The following is an 18,552-nucleotide window of genomic DNA, read 5'->3' as shown; positions in this document are numbered from 1 at the left end:
TGCCGCGCGGCGGAATTTCAAACAGAATTTCAAACGGCAAAGTGTCTTGAGACACGTTCGCTACTCACGTACAGCGACATCAAACGGGATGGAAGGGTTTCGATGATGTCCGATTCCGACAGGTCCAAAGTCGTCACCACGCGGTGGTGGTGGGTCCGTCATGCGCCGGTGCGCAATGACGGCGGCAACATCTATGGTCAGAAGGATCTCGCCTGCGACACCAGCGACCTGGAGGTGTTCGAGGCGGTCGCAAAGATCCTGCCGCGCAATGCAGTCTGGTACTCGAGCAATCTGATGCGCACGCATCAGACGGCGGAGGCGATCTGGGCGGCCGGCTTTCCGAAGCCAGCCAGCATGACGTGGGAAGCGGATTTCGCCGAGCAGAATCTCGGCGACTGGCAGGGCATGAATCGTGCAGCCTTCGTCGCGAGCCGCCCCGCGGGCACTAGCTGGTTCGCCGACATCAACGAGCCCGCGCCAGGAGGCGAGAGTTTCATGGATCTCTACAACCGCACTTGCCGCACGATCGAACGGATCAATCGCGAGCGGGCGGGGCAGGACGTGATCGCGGTTACGCATGGCGGCACGATCAAGGCGGCGCTGGGGCTTGCGCTCGGCGGCGAGCCTGAGAAGGGGCTCTCCTTCGATATCGATAATGTCTCGGTGACGCGGCTCGATCGTTTCGCAACAGCAGAGCGCGTCGTCTGGCGCCTGCCGATGGTGAACCAGCAGCCGTGGATCGCGGACGACAGGCACAACGCGATGCACCAGCCTGCAGGGCCGGAAGTCAAGAAGCTCGCGTGAGCCATTGCCGCCGAGCGCGGCCGCGGCTCACGCATCAAACCAACGTCGTCAATTCTGGGAGAAAAACATGACCTTGTTCGACATGAAGGGAAAAGTCGCCGTCATCACGGGATCGACGCGCGGCATCGGGCTTGCGATCGCGGAGCGTATGGCCGAGCACGGCGCTAAGGTCGTGATCTCCTCGCGCAAGGCCGACGTCTGCGAGGAGGTCGCGAAGGGAATAGACGACAGGTTCGGCAAGGGGACCGCGGTAGCGATCGCGGCCAACATCTCCTCGAAGGAAAATCTGCAAAACCTCGTCGACGAGAGCAACCGCGCCTTCGGCAAGATCGACGTGCTGGTCTGCAACGCCGCCTCGAACCCTTATTACGGTCCGCTCGCCGGCATCTCCGACGATCAGTTCCGAAAGATCCTCGACAACAACATCGTCGCCAATAACTGGCTGATCTCGATGGTGGTGCCGCAGATGATCGAGCGCAAAGACGGTTCGGTCATCATCGTCTCCTCGATCGGCGGCCTCAAAGGGTCGACCATTCTCGGCGCCTACGCGATCTCCAAGGCTGCCGACATGCAGCTCGCGCGCAATCTGGCCTGCGAATACGGCAAGCACAACATCCGCGTGAACTGCATCGCGCCCGGCCTGATCAAGACCGATTTCGCCAAGGCACTGTGGGACAATCCGGAGAACCTGAAGGCCTCGACCTCGCGCTCGCCGCTCCTGCGCATCGGCATCCCCGACGAGATCGCGGGCGCTGCCGTGTTCCTTGGATCGAAGGCCGGCGACTTCATGACCGGCCAGACCATGGTCATCGACGGCGGCGCGACGATTAGTTGACGCGTTCGCGTGCGGAAGTGGGAAAAGGCAAGCAAGCCGCCCTCACTCAGTCATCGTCCGCGAAGGCGGACGATCCAGTACTCCGCGGCGGTGGTTGGGTAAACCAACTCCAGCCGCGGAGTACTGGATGCCCCGCCTTCGCGGGGCATGACACCGAGGATGTTGCGGCAGCGTCGGCTCACTCCACCGCCGCATACACGAGATTTCGCACCAACGTCCGCGTGTAGTCGCGCTGGCCCGGGCCCTGCGTCATGAACACTGCGATCAAATCCTCCTTCGGGTCGATCCAGAACAAGGTGCCGGCGATGCCGCTCCAGAAGAACTGACCGACGCTGCCAGGGAAGGGCGCGATGCCGGCGTCCCTGCGTACGGCGAAGCCGAGGCCGAAACCGTGACCGGGTGCGAGCAGTGTACCATTGACCTTCACGCTTGCACCGAGGTGATCGGAGGCCATCAGCTCCAGCGTCTTGGGGCCGATGATGCGCGCGCCGTCCAGTGTGCCGCCGTTGCGCAGCATCATCGCGAAGCGGGCGTAGTCCATTGCGGTCGAGACCAGACCGCCGCCGCCGGACTCCATCGCCGGCCGCTCCAGCATGTTGAAGAGGACGATCTTGTCGCCGGTCCAGGGATCAGCGGGGAAGGGCTCGGCGAGGCGGGCTGCGTTGGCCTCGCCGGTCGAGAAACCGGTCTCGGTCAACTGAAGGGGGCCGAGGATACGTTCGCCCAGGAAGGCGCCAAGTGACTTGCCGCTGACGACCTCGATGATGCGACCAAGAATGTCGGTCGAGCGGCTGTAGTTGAACTCCGCGCCGGGCTGGCAGACCAGCGGGAAGCTCGCGACCAGGGCGGCGTGCTCGGCGTTGGAGATCTTGCGGCTTCGGACACGGGACTCCTGATAGAGCTTGTGCACTGGGCCGTCGCCCTGGTGCTCGTAGGTGATGCCGGAGGTGTGGCGGAGCAGATCCTGGACCGTGATCGGCCGGTGGGCCGGAACCAGCTCGAGCTTGCCACCGCTGACGACGCCGACCTGCGGGTTGGCGAATTCGGGGATGTACTTGGCGAGGGGATCGCCGAGCAGGACATGGCCGTCCTCGACCAGCGTCATGATGCCGACCGACACGATCGGCTTCGTCATCGAGAAGATGCGGAAGATCGAATCACGCGCCATCGGCACTGTGGCGGCAGGAGTCTGTCGGCCGAGCGCCTCGAACCAGCCGACCTGGCCACGGCGGGCCACCAGCACGGTCGCGCCGGGAACGGTTCCCTTGTCGATCTCGCGCCTGAAGGCATCCGACATCGCCTGGAGGCGGGGGCGCGACAGACCTAGCGTTTCGGGCCTCGCCTCCGGCAAAGGCGGGGTTTGAACGGCGATCTTCGGCTTCGAGGCGGTTTGAGCGCTCATTGTCACGTCCGGGTTGTTGTTCTGGTTCAGGATGAACTGTGACCCGGAAGGCGCGGTGTGAACAAGCGCCTCGCTTGCGCTTCTCCCTTGCAAACCGGCCGCCCCCTGTGCTTGAAAGCGGCCTGACCCGTGGTGACGCAGGTCCGTAGGAGTGTAGCTCAATTGGTAGAGCACCGGTCTCCAAAACCGGGGGTCGCAGGTTCGAGCCCTGCCACTCCTGCCAGCCAAGTCAGCCAGCCAAATCCGACAGCATCGATCACCGGTGACGCAGGGCAAGCCCAGCCATGAAGCTGCGACGAAGCTTCATCGTGGCCCGATAAGTCCTTGATCCTGATCGGCTCTCGTATGGCTGCCCGAGAGTAGGGCCTGACGGGAAGGCTTGCCCGCACCTTGACCTTTGCCCCCATCCGCAGTAGATACCCGCCACCTGCAGCCGGCCCGTTAGACGCGGATCTCCGGCGCGGCCTTGAAATCCCCGAACAATCGAGCCCGGTTTCCGGCTCATCCTTCAAGCGAAGAGGGTTGGGCAGACGGCGGCTGTTCGGATCCCTTTAAATCTTTTCTCGTCTCACGACGGACGTTGGACATCAACGATGGCAGTCAGCCCGTTCAAGTTCTTGCAGGAAGTGCGCTCGGAGACCGCGAAGGTCACCTGGCCGACCCGTCGCGAGACGACGATCACCACGATCATGGTGTTCGTCATGGTTGCCCTGGCGTCGATCTTCTTCTTCGCCGCCGACCAGATCATCCGTTATCTCGTCACCCTTCTTTTGGGCATTCACTGATGGCAACAGCCGCAGCAACTCAATCGTCCGACAAGCGCTGGTACATCGTTCACGCGTACTCGAACTTCGAGAAGAAGGTCGCCGAATCGATCCGTGAGCAGGCCAAGCAGCGCAACCTCGAGGAACTCTTCGAGCAGGTGCTGGTGCCGACCGAGAAGGTCACGGAAGTGCGCCGCGGCCGCAAGATCGACGCCGAGCGCAAGTTCTTCCCGGGCTATGTGCTGGTGAAGATGAAGCTGACCGACGAGGCGTTTCATCTGATCAAGAACACGCCGAAGGTCACGGGCTTCCTTGGCGCGGAAAACAAGCCGATGCCGATCTCGGAAGCCGAGGCGATGCGCATCCTGCACCAGGTGCAGGAGGGCGTGGAGCGGCCGAAGGCGTCGGTGTCGTTCGAGATCGGCGAGAACGTGCGCGTGGCCGATGGTCCGTTCGCATCGTTCTCAGGTGTCGTCGAGGAAATCGACGAGGCGCGCTCGCGCGTGAAGGTCGCGGTGTCGATCTTCGGCCGCGCAACGCCGGTCGAACTGGAATTCGGTCAGGTCGAGAAGGTCTGACCGAACTACGCGCGAAGCGAAAGCTTGGCGCGAAAATGGGCCGTGGGAGGAGAGGGGCGGTCGCCAGCCGCAACTGATCCCGACCACGAACCTGAAACCGCTGGCCGAAAGGCCGGCACAACAGGAGTGATACATGGCAAAGAAAGTGACCGGATACCTGAAGCTTCAGGTCCCGGCCGGTGCGGCGAATCCTTCGCCCCCGATCGGTCCCGCGCTTGGTCAGCGCGGTCTCAACATCATGGAGTTCTGCAAGGCGTTCAACGCCCAGACCCAGAAGGAAGAGAAGAACACCCCGATCCCGGTGATCATCACCATCTATGCGGACCGTTCCTTCACCTTCGAGATGAAGACGCCGCCGATGTCCTTCTTCCTCAAGCAGGCTGCAAAAATCCAGTCCGGTTCGAAGGCGCCGGGCCGTGACAAGGCCGGCAAGGTGACCAAGGCGCAGGTGCGCGAGATCGCCGAGAAGAAGATGAAGGACCTGAATTGCGACACCATTGAATCGGCCATGAAGATGGTCGAGGGCTCCGCCCGTTCGATGGGTCTGGAAGTTGCGGGGTAACGGGCCATGGCAATCGGAAAGCGTTTGAAAAAGGCCCGTGAGGGCGTTGATCGCGAGAAGCTTTACCCGCTCGCGGAAGCCATCAAGATGGTCAGGGAGCGCGCCAAGTCGAAGTTCGACGAGACGATCGAGATCGCGATCAATCTCGGCGTTGATCCCCGTCACGCCGACCAGATGGTCCGCGGCGTCGTGAACCTGCCGAACGGCACAGGCCGCACCCTGCGCGTGGGCGTGTTCGCCCGCGGCGCCAAGGCGGACGAAGCCAAGGCCGCCGGTGCCGACGTGGTCGGCGCCGAGGACCTGGTCGAGAAGGTGCAGAACGGCACCATCGACTTCGACCGTTGTATTGCGACTCCCGACATGATGCCGCTGGTCGGCCGCCTCGGTAAGGTGCTCGGCCCGCGCGGCCTGATGCCGAACCCGAAGATTGGCACCGTGACCATGGACGTCACCAGCGCCGTGAAGGGCGCCAAGGGCGGCTCGGTCGAGTTCCGCGTCGAGAAGGCTGGCATCGTGCAGGCCGGCGTCGGCAAGGCCTCGTTCTCCGAGGAGAAGCTGGTCGAGAACGTCAAGGCACTCGCGGACGCGGTCTCCAAGGCGAAGCCGGCCGGCTCCAAGGGCACCTACATCCAGCGCGTCGCGGTGTCCTCGACCATGGGCCCGGGTGTGAAGGTCGAGCCGGGCACGATCCTCGGCTAAGGCAATAGATCTGGAAATGCGGACAGGGGCGGAATTGGGCAACCGATTCCGCCCCTGCCATTTGTGAGGCGTCGTTCGCGGGAAGCGATAACAATGGCTGACAAGGTCCTGATCTACTCGCGCTTCCCGAAGACGATGACGGCGCCCTTCGCCGAGCGATTTGAATTGCTCGACACCGCTGGCAAGCCGGCGCAAGAGGTGTTTTCAAGCGATGCGCTAGGTGGCGTCCGTGCGCTGCTGGCCGGAGGCGCCACGCCGCTCGGCGCGGCGGCAATGGACGTCTTGCCGAATCTTGGGGCGATCGTCTGCTACGGCACCGGTTATGACGGCATCGACCTGAAGGCGGCTGCCGCGCGCAACATCGCGGTCGGCCACAGCCCTGGCGCCAATGCGGCCTCGGTCGCCGATATCGCGATGACCTTGATGCTCGCCGCCACCCGCCGGATCCTGGTTGCGGATCAATACGTCCGCAGCGGCGATTGGGCCGCGTCAAGACCTTCACTGATGATGCGGCCGCAGGCCGGCATGCCCAGTCGCCGCATCGGCGTCTACGGCATGGGCGAGATCGGCCGCAAGATCGCAGCGCGCTGCACGGCGTTCGAAAGCGAGGTCGGTTATTTCAGCCGCTCCTGCCACGACGTGCCCTACCAATATTTCTCGTCGCTGGAGGCGCTCGCCGATTGGTGCAGCGTGCTCATGATTGCGGTGCGCGCCGGCGCCGAGACGCATCACGCCGTCAATGGCGACATCCTCAAGCGGTTGGGCGAGGACGGCTATGTCGTCAATATCTCCCGCGGCTCGGTCATTGATGAGAAAGCACTCGTGGCGGCGCTCTCCGACAAGACCATCGCCGGCGCCGGCCTCGACGTCTATACGAAGGAGCCGCACGCGCCGGACGCACTGACGGTGCTGCCCAATGTGGTGCTCGCCCCGCATATCGGCGGCCACACCCTGGACTCCCACATCGCGATGCGGGACTGCGTACTGGCGAACCTGACCGCGTTCTTTGAGGGGCGGCCGCTGCCTTACGCGGTCAAACTGGTCTGAATCGGCCAGTTCGCTGCCACGCCAAGTGTCCGCGCCAATCGATTGGAACTGGTGTGAATTTTGCTCTTGGCAAGGCCGTCAAGAGCGGTTAAAGAACCGCCTCCGGACGTGCTGGCGAGTTGCTGGCGTGTCTGTGCACGCATTCCGAAAACCCGACACGATAGGAGATCATTCCTTCTCAGGACGTCCGCAAGGATTTGTCCGAAAAGGAAGCGACCTCATCAAGTTGGTGGAATGCGGGCAGAGGTCAACCGGCATGCCGGCTGGCCTCGTCCTGTCCAAGACTGCAGGCGCCAGCGGGAAATCTAGATTTTCCAATGGCTTAATCGCATGGCCTGCATAGACGGGTGAAGACCGGATTTCACTTCGCAGCCACCTCTGGGCGGCTCGAAATGGGTTTGGTTCGGACCTCGACACCCCGTGGGCCCCTCAAGGGTTCCGGGAGGGCAGGCTTTGAATTGTCGTCTTGCCCGGCGTGTCCTTGGGGTTTTGGCCCAGAGGTTCAGGTTTGGGTGGGACGACGGGTGCAACCCGGCGGTCCCGCCTTTCGCGCGATGACCGCCAACCGGAGAGAGCTTGCTGTGGAACGAGCGGCAAAAAAGGAAGCGGTCGAACAGCTCAATGAGGTCTTCAAGACCACGAGCGTCGCGGTCGTTGCTCAATATTCCGGCCTCACCGTTGCCCAGATGCAGAAGCTGCGCCAGCAGATGAAGCAGGCGGGTGCCTCGGTGAAGGTCTCGAAGAACCGTCTCGCCAAAATTGCTCTTGAAGGCACTGACGTCGTTGCCATCGGCCCCATGTTGAAGGGGCCGACCGTGATCGCAACTTCGAACGATCCGGTAGCGGCGCCGAAGGTCGCCATCGATTTCGCCAAGGCGAACGAAAAGTTCGTCATCATTGGCGGCTCGATGGGTAAGACCGTCCTGAATGTCGATGGTGTGAAGGCGCTTGCCTCGCTGCCGTCGCTTGACGAACTGCGCGGCAAGATCGTCGGCCTCATCGTGGCTCCGGCGACCAAGCTCGCCCAGCTCGCGAACGCGCCGGCGGGCAAGCTCGCACGCGTCATTCAGGCTCATGCCTCAAAGGGCGAAGCGGCCTGACGCCCTTCGCAAAACTCAAACCCGAACCAGACTTACACTTAAGGAAACAATACAATGGCTGACTTGCAGAAGATCGTTGACGACCTCTCGAGCCTCACCGTGCTCGAAGCCGCTGAACTCGCCAAGCTCCTCGAAGAGAAGTGGGGCGTGTCCGCTGCTGCCGCCGTCGCGGTGGCTGGCCCGGCTGCCGGTGGCGCTGCCGCCGCTCCGGCTGAAGAGAAGACCGAGTTCACGGTCGTTCTCGCTGCCTCCGGCGACAAGAAGATCGAGGTCATCAAGGAAGTCCGCGCCATCACCGGCCTGGGCCTGAAGGAGGCGAAGGATCTCGTCGAGGGCGCCCCGAAGCCGGTCAAGGAGGGCGTGAACAAGGAAGAAGCCGACAAGATCAAGGCCCAGCTCGAGAAGGCTGGCGCGAAGGTCGAGCTCAAGTAAGCGAAGCTTATTTGAGCGAGATCCCGGGCGAGCGACAGCGAGACCCGGGATCTTGGCCCGCAAGGTCGGTGGTCGGGTTTCCGGCCTCGGCAGGCGGGCTGGATGCAAAAGGCGTGCGACGGGACGTTCCGACGCAGGCCGAACACGAAAAAGTGTGGGGATTTGAGGGCTTACCCCTCGAATCTCCACTATTGTCGCCCCATATCGGGTCGACAGCACGAAAGCACGGTGGGCGTGGAAGGCGGAGTTTCCCGCAAGCCGTTGGGAGAGCAGGCTATTTCGGGCTTTTGCAGTCCGTGAAGACGATCGTTGTGACGGGCGGGTGCGCCTCCGCGCCCCGCGCGTCGTTTTGCGTTTTGAAGGTCTGAAGAACGGTTCAGGACTTTGGCGGTCCGAGACTGAGTTTCCGATCCTCAAAACGGGTTCGAAAAATTCAACCCGGGGAGCGGTGGCAGCCGTGGCCCGGAAGGCGCGCCCAGGGCGGGCGCCGAAATGAGAGGCCACGATGGCGCAGCAGACATTCACCGGTCGCAAACGCGTTCGCAAATTTTTCGGACACATCAAGGAAGTCGCCGAGATGCCGAACCTCATCGAGGTTCAGAAGGCATCGTATGACCAGTTCCTGATGGTCGACGAACCCACGGGCGGGCGGCCGGATGAGGGCTTGCAGGCGGTGTTCCGCTCGGTGTTCCCGATCTCGGACTTCTCCGGTACCTCGATGCTGGAATTCGTCCGCTACGAGTTCGAGCCGCCGAAGTATGACGTCGACGAGTGCCGCCAGCGCGGCATGACCTTCGCTGCACCTCTCAAGGTGACGCTGCGCCTCATCGTGTTCGATATCGACGAGGAAACCGGCGCGAAGTCGGTCAAGGACATCAAGGAGCAGGACGTCTACATGGGCGACATCCCGCTCATGACGATGAACGGCACCTTCATCGTCAACGGCACCGAGCGCGTCATCGTCTCCCAGATGCACCGTTCGCCCGGTGTGTTCTTCGACCACGACAAGGGCAAGACCCACTCCTCGGGCAAGCTGCTGTTCGCCGCCCGCGTGATCCCGTATCGCGGCTCCTGGCTCGACATCGAGTTCGACGCCAAGGACATCGTCTATGCGCGTATCGACCGTCGCCGCAAGATTCCGGTGACGTCGCTGATGTTCGCGCTCGGGCTCGACGGCGAGGAGATCCTCAACACCTTCTACAAGCGCATCCTCTACAAGCGGACCAAGGAAGGCTGGCGCGTTCCGTTCGACGCCAACCGCTTCCGCGGCTATTCCACGACCTCCGACCTGATCGATGCCGACACCGGCAAGGTCGTGCTCGAGGCCGGCAAGAAGCTCACCGTGCGCGCCGCCCGCCAGCTCCAGGAGAAGGGGCTGAAGGCGCTGCGCATGTCCGATGAGGAGCTGGTCGGCAATTACCTTGCCGAGGACCTCGTCAATCCGAAGACGGGCGAGATCCATGCGGAAGCCGGTGAGGAAATCACCGACAAGCTGATGAAGGCCCTCAACGAGCAGGGCTACAAGGAGTTGCCGCTGCTCGACATCGACCACGTCAATGTTGGCGCCTACATCCGCAACACGCTTTCGGCCGACAAGAACATGACGCGCGAGGACGCGCTGTTCGACATCTACCGCGTGATGCGTCCGGGTGAGCCGCCGACGCTGGATTCGGCGCAGGCCATGTTCCAGTCGTTGTTCTTCGACGCCGAGCGCTACGACCTCTCGGCGGTCGGCCGTGTCAAGATGAACATGCGTCTCGACCTCGATGCGCCCGACACCCAGCGCACGCTGCGCAAGGAAGACATCCTCTCCGTCATCAAGACGCTGGTGGACCTGCGCGACGGCAAGGGCGAGATCGACGACATCGACCACCTCGGCAACCGCCGTGTGCGCTCGGTCGGCGAGCTCATGGAGAACCAGTACCGCATCGGTCTGCTCCGCATGGAGCGCGCGATCAAGGAGCGCATGTCCTCGGTCGACATCGACACGGTCATGCCGCAGGACCTGATCAACGCCAAGCCGGCGGCCGCCGCCGTGCGCGAGTTCTTCGGCTCCTCGCAGCTCTCGCAGTTCATGGACCAGACCAACCCGCTGTCGGAGATCACCCACAAGCGCCGTCTCTCGGCGCTTGGACCGGGCGGTCTGACCCGCGAGCGCGCCGGCTTCGAGGTGCGCGACGTGCATCCGACGCATTACGGCCGCATCTGCCCGATCGAGACGCCGGAAGGTCCGAACATCGGCCTGATCAACTCGCTCGCGACCTTCGCGCGCGTCAACAAGTACGGCTTCGTCGAGACGCCTTATCGCAAGGTGAAGGACGGTCGTGTCACCGACGAGGTCGTGTACCTCTCGGCGATGGAGGAGGGCCGCTACACGGTCGCGCAGGCCAACGTGCCGCTCGACGCCAAGGGCCGCTTCACCGAGGACCTCGTGGTCTGCCGTCACGCCGGCGAAGTTCTGCCGGTGACGCCGGACAAGGTCGACTACATGGACGTGTCGCCGAAGCAGCTCGTTTCGGTCGCCGCGGCCCTGATCCCGTTCCTCGAGAACGACGACGCCAACCGCGCGCTGATGGGTTCGAACATGCAGCGCCAGGCGGTGCCGCTGGTTCGTGCCGAGGCGCCGTTCGTCGGCACCGGCATGGAAGGCGTGGTTGCGCGTGACTCGGGTGCTGCGATCGCGGCGCGCCGCTCGGGCGTGATCGACCAGATCGACGCGACCCGCGTCGTCATCCGCGCGACGGAAGATCTCGATCCGACCAAGTCGGGCGTCGATATCTACCGTCTGATGAAGTACCAGCGCTCCAACCAGTCGACCTGCATCAACCAGCGTCCGCTGGTGAAGGTCGGCGACATCGTCAAGAAGGGCGACATCATCGCTGACGGTCCGTCGACCGATCTCGGCGAGCTCGCGCTGGGCCGCAACGTGCTGGTCGCGTTCATGCCGTGGAACGGCTACAACTTCGAAGACTCGATCCTGCTCTCCGAGCGGATCGTGAAGGACGACGTGTTTACCTCGATTCATATCGAGGAATTCGAGGTGATGGCCCGCGACACCAAGCTCGGTCCCGAGGAAATCACCCGCGACATTCCGAACGTCTCGGAAGAAGCGCTGAAGAACCTCGACGAAGCCGGTATCGTCTACATCGGTGCGGAAGTGCGCGCCGGCGACATCCTGGTCGGCAAGATCACGCCGAAGGGCGAGAGCCCGATGACGCCGGAAGAAAAGCTCCTGCGCGCCATCTTCGGCGAGAAGGCGTCGGACGTCCGCGATACCTCGCTCCGCGTGCCCCCGGGTGTGCAGGGCACGATCGTTGAAGTGCGCGTGTTCAACCGCCATGGCGTCGACAAGGACGAGCGTGCACTGGCGATCGAGCGGGAAGAGATCGAGCGTCTCGCCAAGGACCGCGACGACGAGCAGGCGATCCTCGACCGCAACGTCTACAACCGTCTTGCCGAGCTCCTCGAGGGGCGGCAGGGCATTGCCGGTCCGAAGGGCTTCAAGAAGGACACCAAGATCACCCGTGCGGTGCTCGAGGAGTACCCGAAGTCGCAGTGGTGGCTGTTCGCTTCGCCGAACGACAAGCTGATGGCCGAGATCGAGGCCATGCGGAAGCAGTACGACGAGTCGAAGAAGGGGCTTGAACAGCGCTTCCTCGACAAGGTCGAGAAGCTGCAGCGCGGTGACGAATTGCCGCCCGGCGTGATGAAGATGGTCAAGGTCTTCGTCGCGGTGAAGCGCAAGATCCAGCCCGGCGACAAGATGGCCGGCCGCCACGGCAACAAGGGCGTGGTGTCGAAGATCGTGCCGATCGAGGACATGCCGTTCCTCGAGGACGGTACCCATGCCGACATCGTGCTCAATCCGCTCGGCGTGCCCTCGCGCATGAACGTCGGGCAGATCCTCGAGACGCATCTCGGCTGGGCTTGCGCCGGCCTCGGCAAGCGCATCGGCCAGACGGTCGATGCCTATCTGTCGAAGCAGGACATGAAGCCGCTGAAGGAGACGCTGAAGAAGATCTACGGCGAGGACGAGACGATCAAGACGCTCAACGACAATGAGCTGATCGAACTCGGCCGCAACCTGAGCCACGGCGTGCCGATCGCGACGCCGGTGTTCGACGGCGCCAAGGAAGCCGACATCGAGGAGATGCTTAAGCTCGCCGGTCTCGACGCTTCGGGCCAGTCGACCGTCTATGATGGCCGTACCGGCGATCCCTTCGATCGCAAGGTGACGGTCGGCTACATCTACATGCTCAAGCTGCACCACCTCGTCGACGACAAGATCCACGCGCGTTCGATCGGTCCGTACTCGCTCGTTACCCAGCAGCCGCTGGGCGGCAAGGCGCAGTTTGGCGGTCAGCGCTTCGGCGAAATGGAGGTGTGGGCGCTCGAAGCTTACGGCGCGGCCTACACGCTCCAGGAAATGCTGACCGTGAAGTCGGACGACGTCGCCGGCCGTACCAAGGTGTACGAGGCGATCGTGCGCGGCGACGACACGTTCGAGGCCGGTATTCCGGAGTCCTTCAACGTCCTGGTCAAGGAAATGCGCTCGCTCGGCCTCAACGTCGACCTGCACAATTCCAAGATGGGACCGGCGCCGACCTCCGAGGCGGCCGAGTAACGCGACTCTTCATGCCCGGCCGAAGAGGCCGGGCATCGGCGCCTTGTCCCGCGCGGTGAGGGCAGGGCGCTCCGCGAGTTAAGATTTTCGAATTTGCTGCCGGCCTCGACCGGCACGCGAGGAGAAGACGATGAACCAAGAGATTATGAATCTTTTTAACCCGACGACGCCGGCTCAGGTCTTCGACCAGATCCGGATCTCGATCGCGTCTCCAGAGAAGATTCTGTCCTGGTCCTACGGCGAGATCAAGAAGCCGGAGACCATCAACTACCGGACCTTCAAGCCCGAGCGCGACGGCCTGTTCTGCGCGCGCATTTTCGGGCCGATCAAGGATTACGAGTGCTTGTGCGGCAAGTACAAGCGCATGAAGTACAAGGGCATCATCTGCGAGAAGTGCTCGGTCGAGGTCACGCTGTCGCGCGTCCGGCGCGAGCGCATGGGTCACATCGAGCTCGCAGCGCCCGTCGCCCACATCTGGTTCCTGAAGTCGCTGCCCTCGCGCATCGGCCTCCTGCTGGACATGACGCTGAAGGATCTCGAGCGGATCCTCTACTTCGAATACTACGTCGTGCTGGAGCCGGGCCTCACCGCGCTGAAGGACCGTCAGCTGCTGTCGGAAGACGAGTATCTGAAGGCGCAGGACGAGTACGGCCAGGATTCCTTCACCGCCATGATCGGCGCCGAGGCGATCCGCGAACTGCTCAAGGGCATGGAGCTCGAGAAGCTCGAGGTCAGCTTGCGTGCCGAGATGCAGGAGACCGACTCCGACATCAAGCACAAGAAGCTCGCCAAGCGCCTGAAGATCGTGGAGGCGTTCCGTCACTCCGGCAACAAGCCGGAATGGATGATCCTCACCGTCGTTCCGGTGATCCCTCCGGATCTGCGTCCGCTGGTGCCGCTCGACGGCGGCCGCTTCGCGACCTCGGACCTCAACGACCTCTACCGCCGCGTCATCAACCGCAACAACCGTTTGAAGCGGCTGATGGAGCTGCGCGCGCCTGATATCATCATCCGCAACGAGAAGCGCATGCTTCAGGAGGCCGTCGACGCGCTGTTCGACAACGGCCGCCGCGGCCGCGTCATCACCGGCGCCAACAAGCGTCCGCTGAAGTCGCTCGCCGACATGCTCAAGGGCAAGCAGGGCCGCTTCCGCCAGAACCTGCTCGGCAAGCGCGTCGACTATTCGGGCCGTTCGGTGATCGTGGTCGGTCCCGAGCTGCGCCTGCATCAGTGCGGTCTGCCGAAGAAGATGGCGCTCGAGCTGTTCAAGCCGTTCATCTATTCGCGGCTTGACGCCAAGGGCCTGTCCACCACCGTCAAGCAGGCGAAGAAGCTGGTCGAGAAGGAGCGGCCCGAGGTCTGGGACATCCTGGACGAGGTGATCCGCGAGCATCCGGTGCTGCTCAACCGCGCGCCGACGCTGCACCGCCTCGGCATTCAGGCGTTCGAGCCCGTGCTGATCGAGGGCAAGGCGATCCAGCTCCACCCGCTGGTCTGCGCCGCGTTCAACGCCGACTTCGACGGCGACCAGATGGCCGTGCACGTTCCGCTGTCGCTGGAAGCGCAGCTCGAAGCGCGCGTCCTGATGATGTCGACCAACAACATCCTGCATCCGGCGAACGGCCAGCCGATCATCGTGCCGTCGCAGGACATCGTGCTCGGACTCTACTATCTCTCGATCCTGCGCGAAGGCATGCCCGGCGAGGGCAAGGTGTTCGGCGAGATGGCCGAGCTCGAGCACGCGCTGCATTCGAAGGTCATCCACCTCCACACCAAGATCAAGTACCGGTGGGAAGGCGTCGGCGAGGACGGCAAGCCGGCCCGCCGCTGGATCGAGACCACGCCCGGCCGCATCATGCTCGGCAACGTGCTGCCGAAGAGCTCGAAGATCTCGTACGACATCATCAACAAGCTGATGACCAAGCGCGAGATCTCCGGCGTCATCGACCAGGTCTACCGCCACTGCGGCCAGAAGGAGACGGTGATCTTCTGCGACCGCATCATGGCGCTCGGCTTCTACAACGCGTTCAAGGCCGGCATCTCGTTCGGCAAGGACGACATGGTCGTGCCGCACGGCAAGTGGAAGATCGTCGACACCACCCGTACGCTGGCGAAGGATTTCGAGCAGCAGTACAATGACGGTCTGATCACCCATGGCGAGAAGTACAACAAGGTCGTCGACGCCTGGTCGAAGGCGACCGAAGAAATCGCCAAGGCGATGATGAAGGAGATCTCTGCGACCAAGAAGACGGCCAGCGGAGCAGACGCCGACATCAACTCGATCTACATGATGGCCCACTCCGGTGCGCGTGGCTCGCCGGCCCAGATGCGCCAGCTCGCCGGCATGCGCGGCCTGATGGCCAAGCCGTCGGGCGAGATCATCGAGACGCCGATCATCTCGAACTTCAAGGAAGGCCTCTCGGTGCTCGAGTACTTCAACTCGACGCACGGCGCCCGCAAGGGCCTCGCGGACACCGCGTTGAAGACCGCGAACTCCGGCTACCTGACCCGCCGTCTGGTCGACGTCGCGCAGGACTGCATCATCACGCAGGACGACTGCGGCACCAAGCTCGGCATCAAGATGCGCGCCATCGTCGATGCCGGCACCGTGGTCGCTTCGCTCGGCTCGCGCATCCTGGGCCGCGTGGCCTGCGAAGACGTGCGTGACGGCTCGGGCAAGGTGATCATCAAGCGCGGTACGCTGATGGAAGAGAGCCATCTGGATGCCATCCAGCAGGGTGGTGTGCAGGAGGTGAAGATCCGCTCGGCATTGACCTGCGAACTCGTCAACGGCATCTGCGGCAAGTGCTACGGCCGCGACCTCGCCCGCGGCACGCCGGTCAACCACGGCGAAGCGGTCGGCGTCATCGCGGCGCAGTCGATCGGCGAGCCGGGCACCCAGCTCACCATGCGCACCTTCCACATCGGTGGTGCGGCGCAGCTCAACGAGCAGTCGTTCGTCGAATCCAACTTCGACGGCAAGATCGTGATCAGGAACAAGGCCATCGCCCGCAACAGCGAAGGTCACCTGATCGCAATGGTCCGCAACATGGTGGTGGCGATCGTCGATGGCGACGGCACCGAGCGTGCGACGCACCGTATTCAGTACGGCTCGCGCCTGCACGTCGATGAGGGCGACAACGTCAAGCGTGGCCAGCGCATCGTCGAGTGGGATCCCTACACCCGTCCGCTCCTCACCGAGGTGGAAGGCACCATCGGCTTCGAGGATCTGGTCGAAGGGCAGTCGATCTCGGAAACGCTGGACGAAGCCACCGGTATCGCCAAGCGTGTGGTCATCGACTGGCGATCGACGCGTGGCGGTTCGGACCTGCGTCCGGCCATCGTGATCAAGGGCAAGGATGGCAAGGTGCTCAAGCTCGCCCGCGGCGGCGATGCCCGCTACATGCTGTCGGTCGACGCCATTCTCTCGGTCGATATCGGAGCCAAGGTCGCGCCGGGTGATATCCTCGCCCGTGTCTCGACCGAAAGCGCCAAGACGCGTGACATCACCGGCGGTCTGCCGCGGGTGGCGGAACTGTTCGAGGCACGGCGTCCGAAGGATGCGGCGATCATCGCCGAAATCGCGGGCACCATCCGGTTCGGACGTGACTACAAGAACAAGCGTCGCATCTCGATCGAGCCGGTGGACAAGACCGACGAGCCGCGCGAGTACCTGATCCCGAAGGGCAAGCACATTCACCTTCAGGACGGCGACGTCGTCGAAAAGGGCGACTTCATCGTGGAAGGCAACCCGGCGCCGCACGACATCCTGGCGGTCAAGGGCATCGAGGAGCTCGCGGCCTATCTGGTCAACGAGATCCAGGAGGTCTACCGGCTCCAGGGCGTGCTCATCAACGACAAGCACATCGAGGTGATCGTCCGTCAGATGCTCCAGAAGGTGGAAATCACCGACCAGGGCGAGACCGACATGATCTCCGGCGAGCAGGTCGACAAGATCGAGTTCGACGCGCTCAACGAGAAGGCGAAGGAAGAGGGTAAGAAGCCCGCCACGGGAACGCCGGTTCTGCTCGGCATCACCAAGGCGAGCCTCCAGACACGCTCGTTCTTCTCGGCGGCCTCGTTCCAGGAGACCACCCGCGTCCTCACGGAGGCGGCGGTCAACGGCAAGGTCGACCCGCTCGAGGGCCTCAAGGAGAACGTCATCGTCGGCCGGCTGATCCCGGCGGGCACCGGCGCCTCCATGGCCAAGATCCGCGAAGTTGCCATGAAGCGCGACAAGCTGATCCTCGACGAGCGCGAGAAGCAGACCTCGGTCGTCTCGCCGGCGCCGGAAGCGGAGCCGGTGGCGTTGCCGCCTGCGGAATGATGGTTCATCCGTAGGAATACCGAGGATCATGAAAAGGCCGGCGAAAGCCGGCCTTTTTGCTGAGCGTAGGGAGGGGTGGTGCGTTGACAAGGTTGGGACGCTCGGGTCAACTTTCCAGCACGCGTCAATTTTCTTGTTCGATTTTATGTCAGAGCCATTTGTCCGCGCGGTCGAGGCCATTTATCGATCCGCCGCCGAACCCTCCTATTGGACCCAGGCGTTGCAAGTGATCGCCGACTGTTTCGGCGACGTCGGCGCGATCCTGCTCTATGGGAAGGATGACGGCAGTTTCGGTGTCATCGAATCCGCGTCGTTGACTTCGGTCAGTCTCGAATACGGTCGGCTCTGGAGTGATCGCGACATCCGGGCTGTTCGGTCGCGCGAACGCGGCTACTTCTTCAAACGCGACGTCATTACCGACCGTGACGTCGTCTCACGCCAGGAGATGTTGAGCGATCCGTTCTACACTGACTTGCTGACGCGGCACGGCTTGAAGTATTTCGCAGCAGCTATGGTGTCGCCTGATCCTTGGGTCGAGGTCGCTCTCAGCATTCAGCGGAGCCCAAAAAAAACGGAATTTACCGACGCCGAGCTCGATACGTTGGCCCGGCTGGGCCCCCATGTCGAACGAGCCCTGCGTCTCGGTATACGCCTCATGGACGCCGAACTCAGCAAGATGGGGCTGGGCGCGGCGCTGTCCCGTCTGGGGATGGGCATTTTCATTCTCGATTCGCTCGGGCGCGTGATTTTTTCCAATCCTGCATCGCAAACGATGCTGGGCGACGGCCTTGACATCATCGGCGACAAATTGAGCGTGCAGTCGCTGGCGCTGAATTCGCAAGCATCCGAAGCGATGAAGCGCATCGTCAATTACCGATCTGAAGACGTGATTGCCGCGCAACGTCCGATTTTGGTCCATCGCCGTTCGTCCAATCGCCCGCTGACTCTCTACTTTCTGCCGATACCGATGGCTGAAACCGCTATGAACCTGTTTCTGACCCAGGCCAGGGTTATCGTGCTCGCCATCGATCCCGACGTGGACAGCCCGCCAGATCCTTCGCTCATTCGTGACATTCTCGGTTTGACGTTGGGTGAAGCGCGCGTTGCCGCGCTGGTTGGTGCCGGTCAGTCGCCGCGCGAGGCTGCCGAAAAACTGGGCATTTCTGAAGAGACCGCACGCACGACGTTGAAGCGTGTATTCGCCAAGGTCGGAGTCAGCAGGCAAAGCGAGCTTGCGGCCCTGCTGGCAAAGCTGGTGCTGAGATAGTCCGGCGGACCATGCGGTCCGTCGCCGCGCCCGCAATGCTTTCGGCGAAAATCCCCGTGAACGATTCATTCCGTACCCCAGATGGGGGCTGAAGCGGACGCGCTTTACCTG

The 18,552-nt window shown here is 62.9% G+C and carries 13 protein-coding genes and 1 tRNA gene; 13 read left to right on the top strand and 1 reads right to left on the bottom strand.

The genetic code is table 11. The features are described from left to right. The first annotated feature begins 105 nt into the window (after window positions 1-105). Both SO180_RS02780 and SO180_RS02775 read left to right on the top strand, forming a co-directional pair. On the top strand, window positions 106-804 hold the full coding sequence (locus tag SO180_RS02780) for a histidine phosphatase family protein (RefSeq protein ID WP_449377416.1): 699 nt from the start codon (window positions 106-108) through the stop codon (window positions 802-804). Window positions 805-871: 67 nt separating this feature from the next. After that, on the top strand, window positions 872-1,639 hold the full coding sequence (locus SO180_RS02775) for an SDR family NAD(P)-dependent oxidoreductase (RefSeq protein WP_449377291.1): 768 nt from the start codon (window positions 872-874) through the stop codon (window positions 1,637-1,639). A gap of 178 nt (window positions 1,640-1,817) precedes the next feature. On the opposite strand, the gene SO180_RS02770 is transcribed toward SO180_RS02775, so the two are convergent. Beyond that, on the bottom strand, window positions 1,818-3,041 hold the full coding sequence (locus tag SO180_RS02770) for a serine hydrolase domain-containing protein (RefSeq protein ID WP_449377290.1): 1,224 nt from the start codon (window positions 3,039-3,041) through the stop codon (window positions 1,818-1,820). Between the two features lie 147 nt (window positions 3,042-3,188). Between SO180_RS02770 and SO180_RS02765 the strand changes: the two genes are divergently transcribed. The 11 genes from SO180_RS02765 to SO180_RS02715 all read left to right on the top strand — a co-directional run bounded on the left by SO180_RS02765 (window position 3,189) and on the right by SO180_RS02715 (window position 18,441). Continuing rightward, window positions 3,189-3,264: transfer RNA gene (locus tag SO180_RS02765), tRNA-Trp, on the top strand. Window positions 3,265-3,634: 370 nt separating this feature from the next. Further along, the gene (gene secE, locus SO180_RS02760) at window positions 3,635-3,826 is read left to right on the top strand and encodes a preprotein translocase subunit SecE (RefSeq protein WP_027520978.1); all 192 of its coding nucleotides are present in this window, start codon (window positions 3,635-3,637) and stop codon (window positions 3,824-3,826) included. Continuing rightward, window positions 3,826-4,383, top strand: a complete 558-nt coding sequence (gene nusG / locus SO180_RS02755) for a transcription termination/antitermination protein NusG (protein ID WP_027520977.1) — start codon at window positions 3,826-3,828, stop codon at window positions 4,381-4,383. Before secE ends, nusG begins: the two co-directional genes overlap by 1 nt. 133 nt (window positions 4,384-4,516) lie before the next feature. After that, window positions 4,517-4,945, top strand: a complete 429-nt coding sequence (gene rplK, locus SO180_RS02750; RefSeq protein ID WP_027554142.1) for a 50S ribosomal protein L11 — start codon at window positions 4,517-4,519, stop codon at window positions 4,943-4,945. Window positions 4,946-4,951: 6 nt separating this feature from the next. Further along, complete coding sequence (gene rplA / locus SO180_RS02745) at window positions 4,952-5,644, top strand: 50S ribosomal protein L1 (protein ID WP_449377289.1); 693 nt, start codon at window positions 4,952-4,954, stop codon at window positions 5,642-5,644. A 93-nt stretch (window positions 5,645-5,737) separates the two neighbouring features. Beyond that, a complete protein-coding gene (locus tag SO180_RS02740) occupies window positions 5,738-6,691 on the top strand; it encodes a 2-hydroxyacid dehydrogenase (protein WP_449377288.1) in 954 nt (317 codons plus the stop codon). Window positions 6,692-7,272: 581 nt separating this feature from the next. Next, window positions 7,273-7,791 carry a 50S ribosomal protein L10 gene (rplJ, locus tag SO180_RS02735; RefSeq protein ID WP_283036052.1) on the top strand — a complete coding sequence of 173 codons (519 nt, stop codon included), beginning with the start codon at window positions 7,273-7,275 and terminating at the stop codon, window positions 7,789-7,791. A gap of 54 nt (window positions 7,792-7,845) precedes the next feature. Further along, entirely contained in the window at window positions 7,846-8,223 is a 378-nt protein-coding gene (rplL, locus tag SO180_RS02730; RefSeq protein WP_027520973.1) for a 50S ribosomal protein L7/L12, read from the top strand. A gap of 505 nt (window positions 8,224-8,728) precedes the next feature. Beyond that, window positions 8,729-12,847 carry a DNA-directed RNA polymerase subunit beta gene (rpoB, locus tag SO180_RS02725; RefSeq protein ID WP_449377287.1) on the top strand — a complete coding sequence of 1,373 codons (4,119 nt, stop codon included), beginning with the start codon at window positions 8,729-8,731 and terminating at the stop codon, window positions 12,845-12,847. Between the two features lie 130 nt (window positions 12,848-12,977). Next, complete coding sequence (gene rpoC, locus SO180_RS02720) at window positions 12,978-17,174, top strand: DNA-directed RNA polymerase subunit beta' (RefSeq protein ID WP_449377286.1); 4,197 nt, start codon at window positions 12,978-12,980, stop codon at window positions 17,172-17,174. 28 nt (window positions 17,175-17,202) lie between these two features. Beyond that, window positions 17,203-18,441 carry a helix-turn-helix transcriptional regulator gene (locus tag SO180_RS02715; protein WP_449377285.1) on the top strand — a complete coding sequence of 413 codons (1,239 nt, stop codon included), beginning with the start codon at window positions 17,203-17,205 and terminating at the stop codon, window positions 18,439-18,441. Window positions 18,442-18,552 lie beyond the last annotated feature (111 nt).

It is taken from the genome of Bradyrhizobium sp. UFLA05-112 (assembly GCF_053572325.1).
Note: the sequence above shows the minus strand (reverse complement) of the source record. Positions and strands in the feature narration are given on the sequence as shown.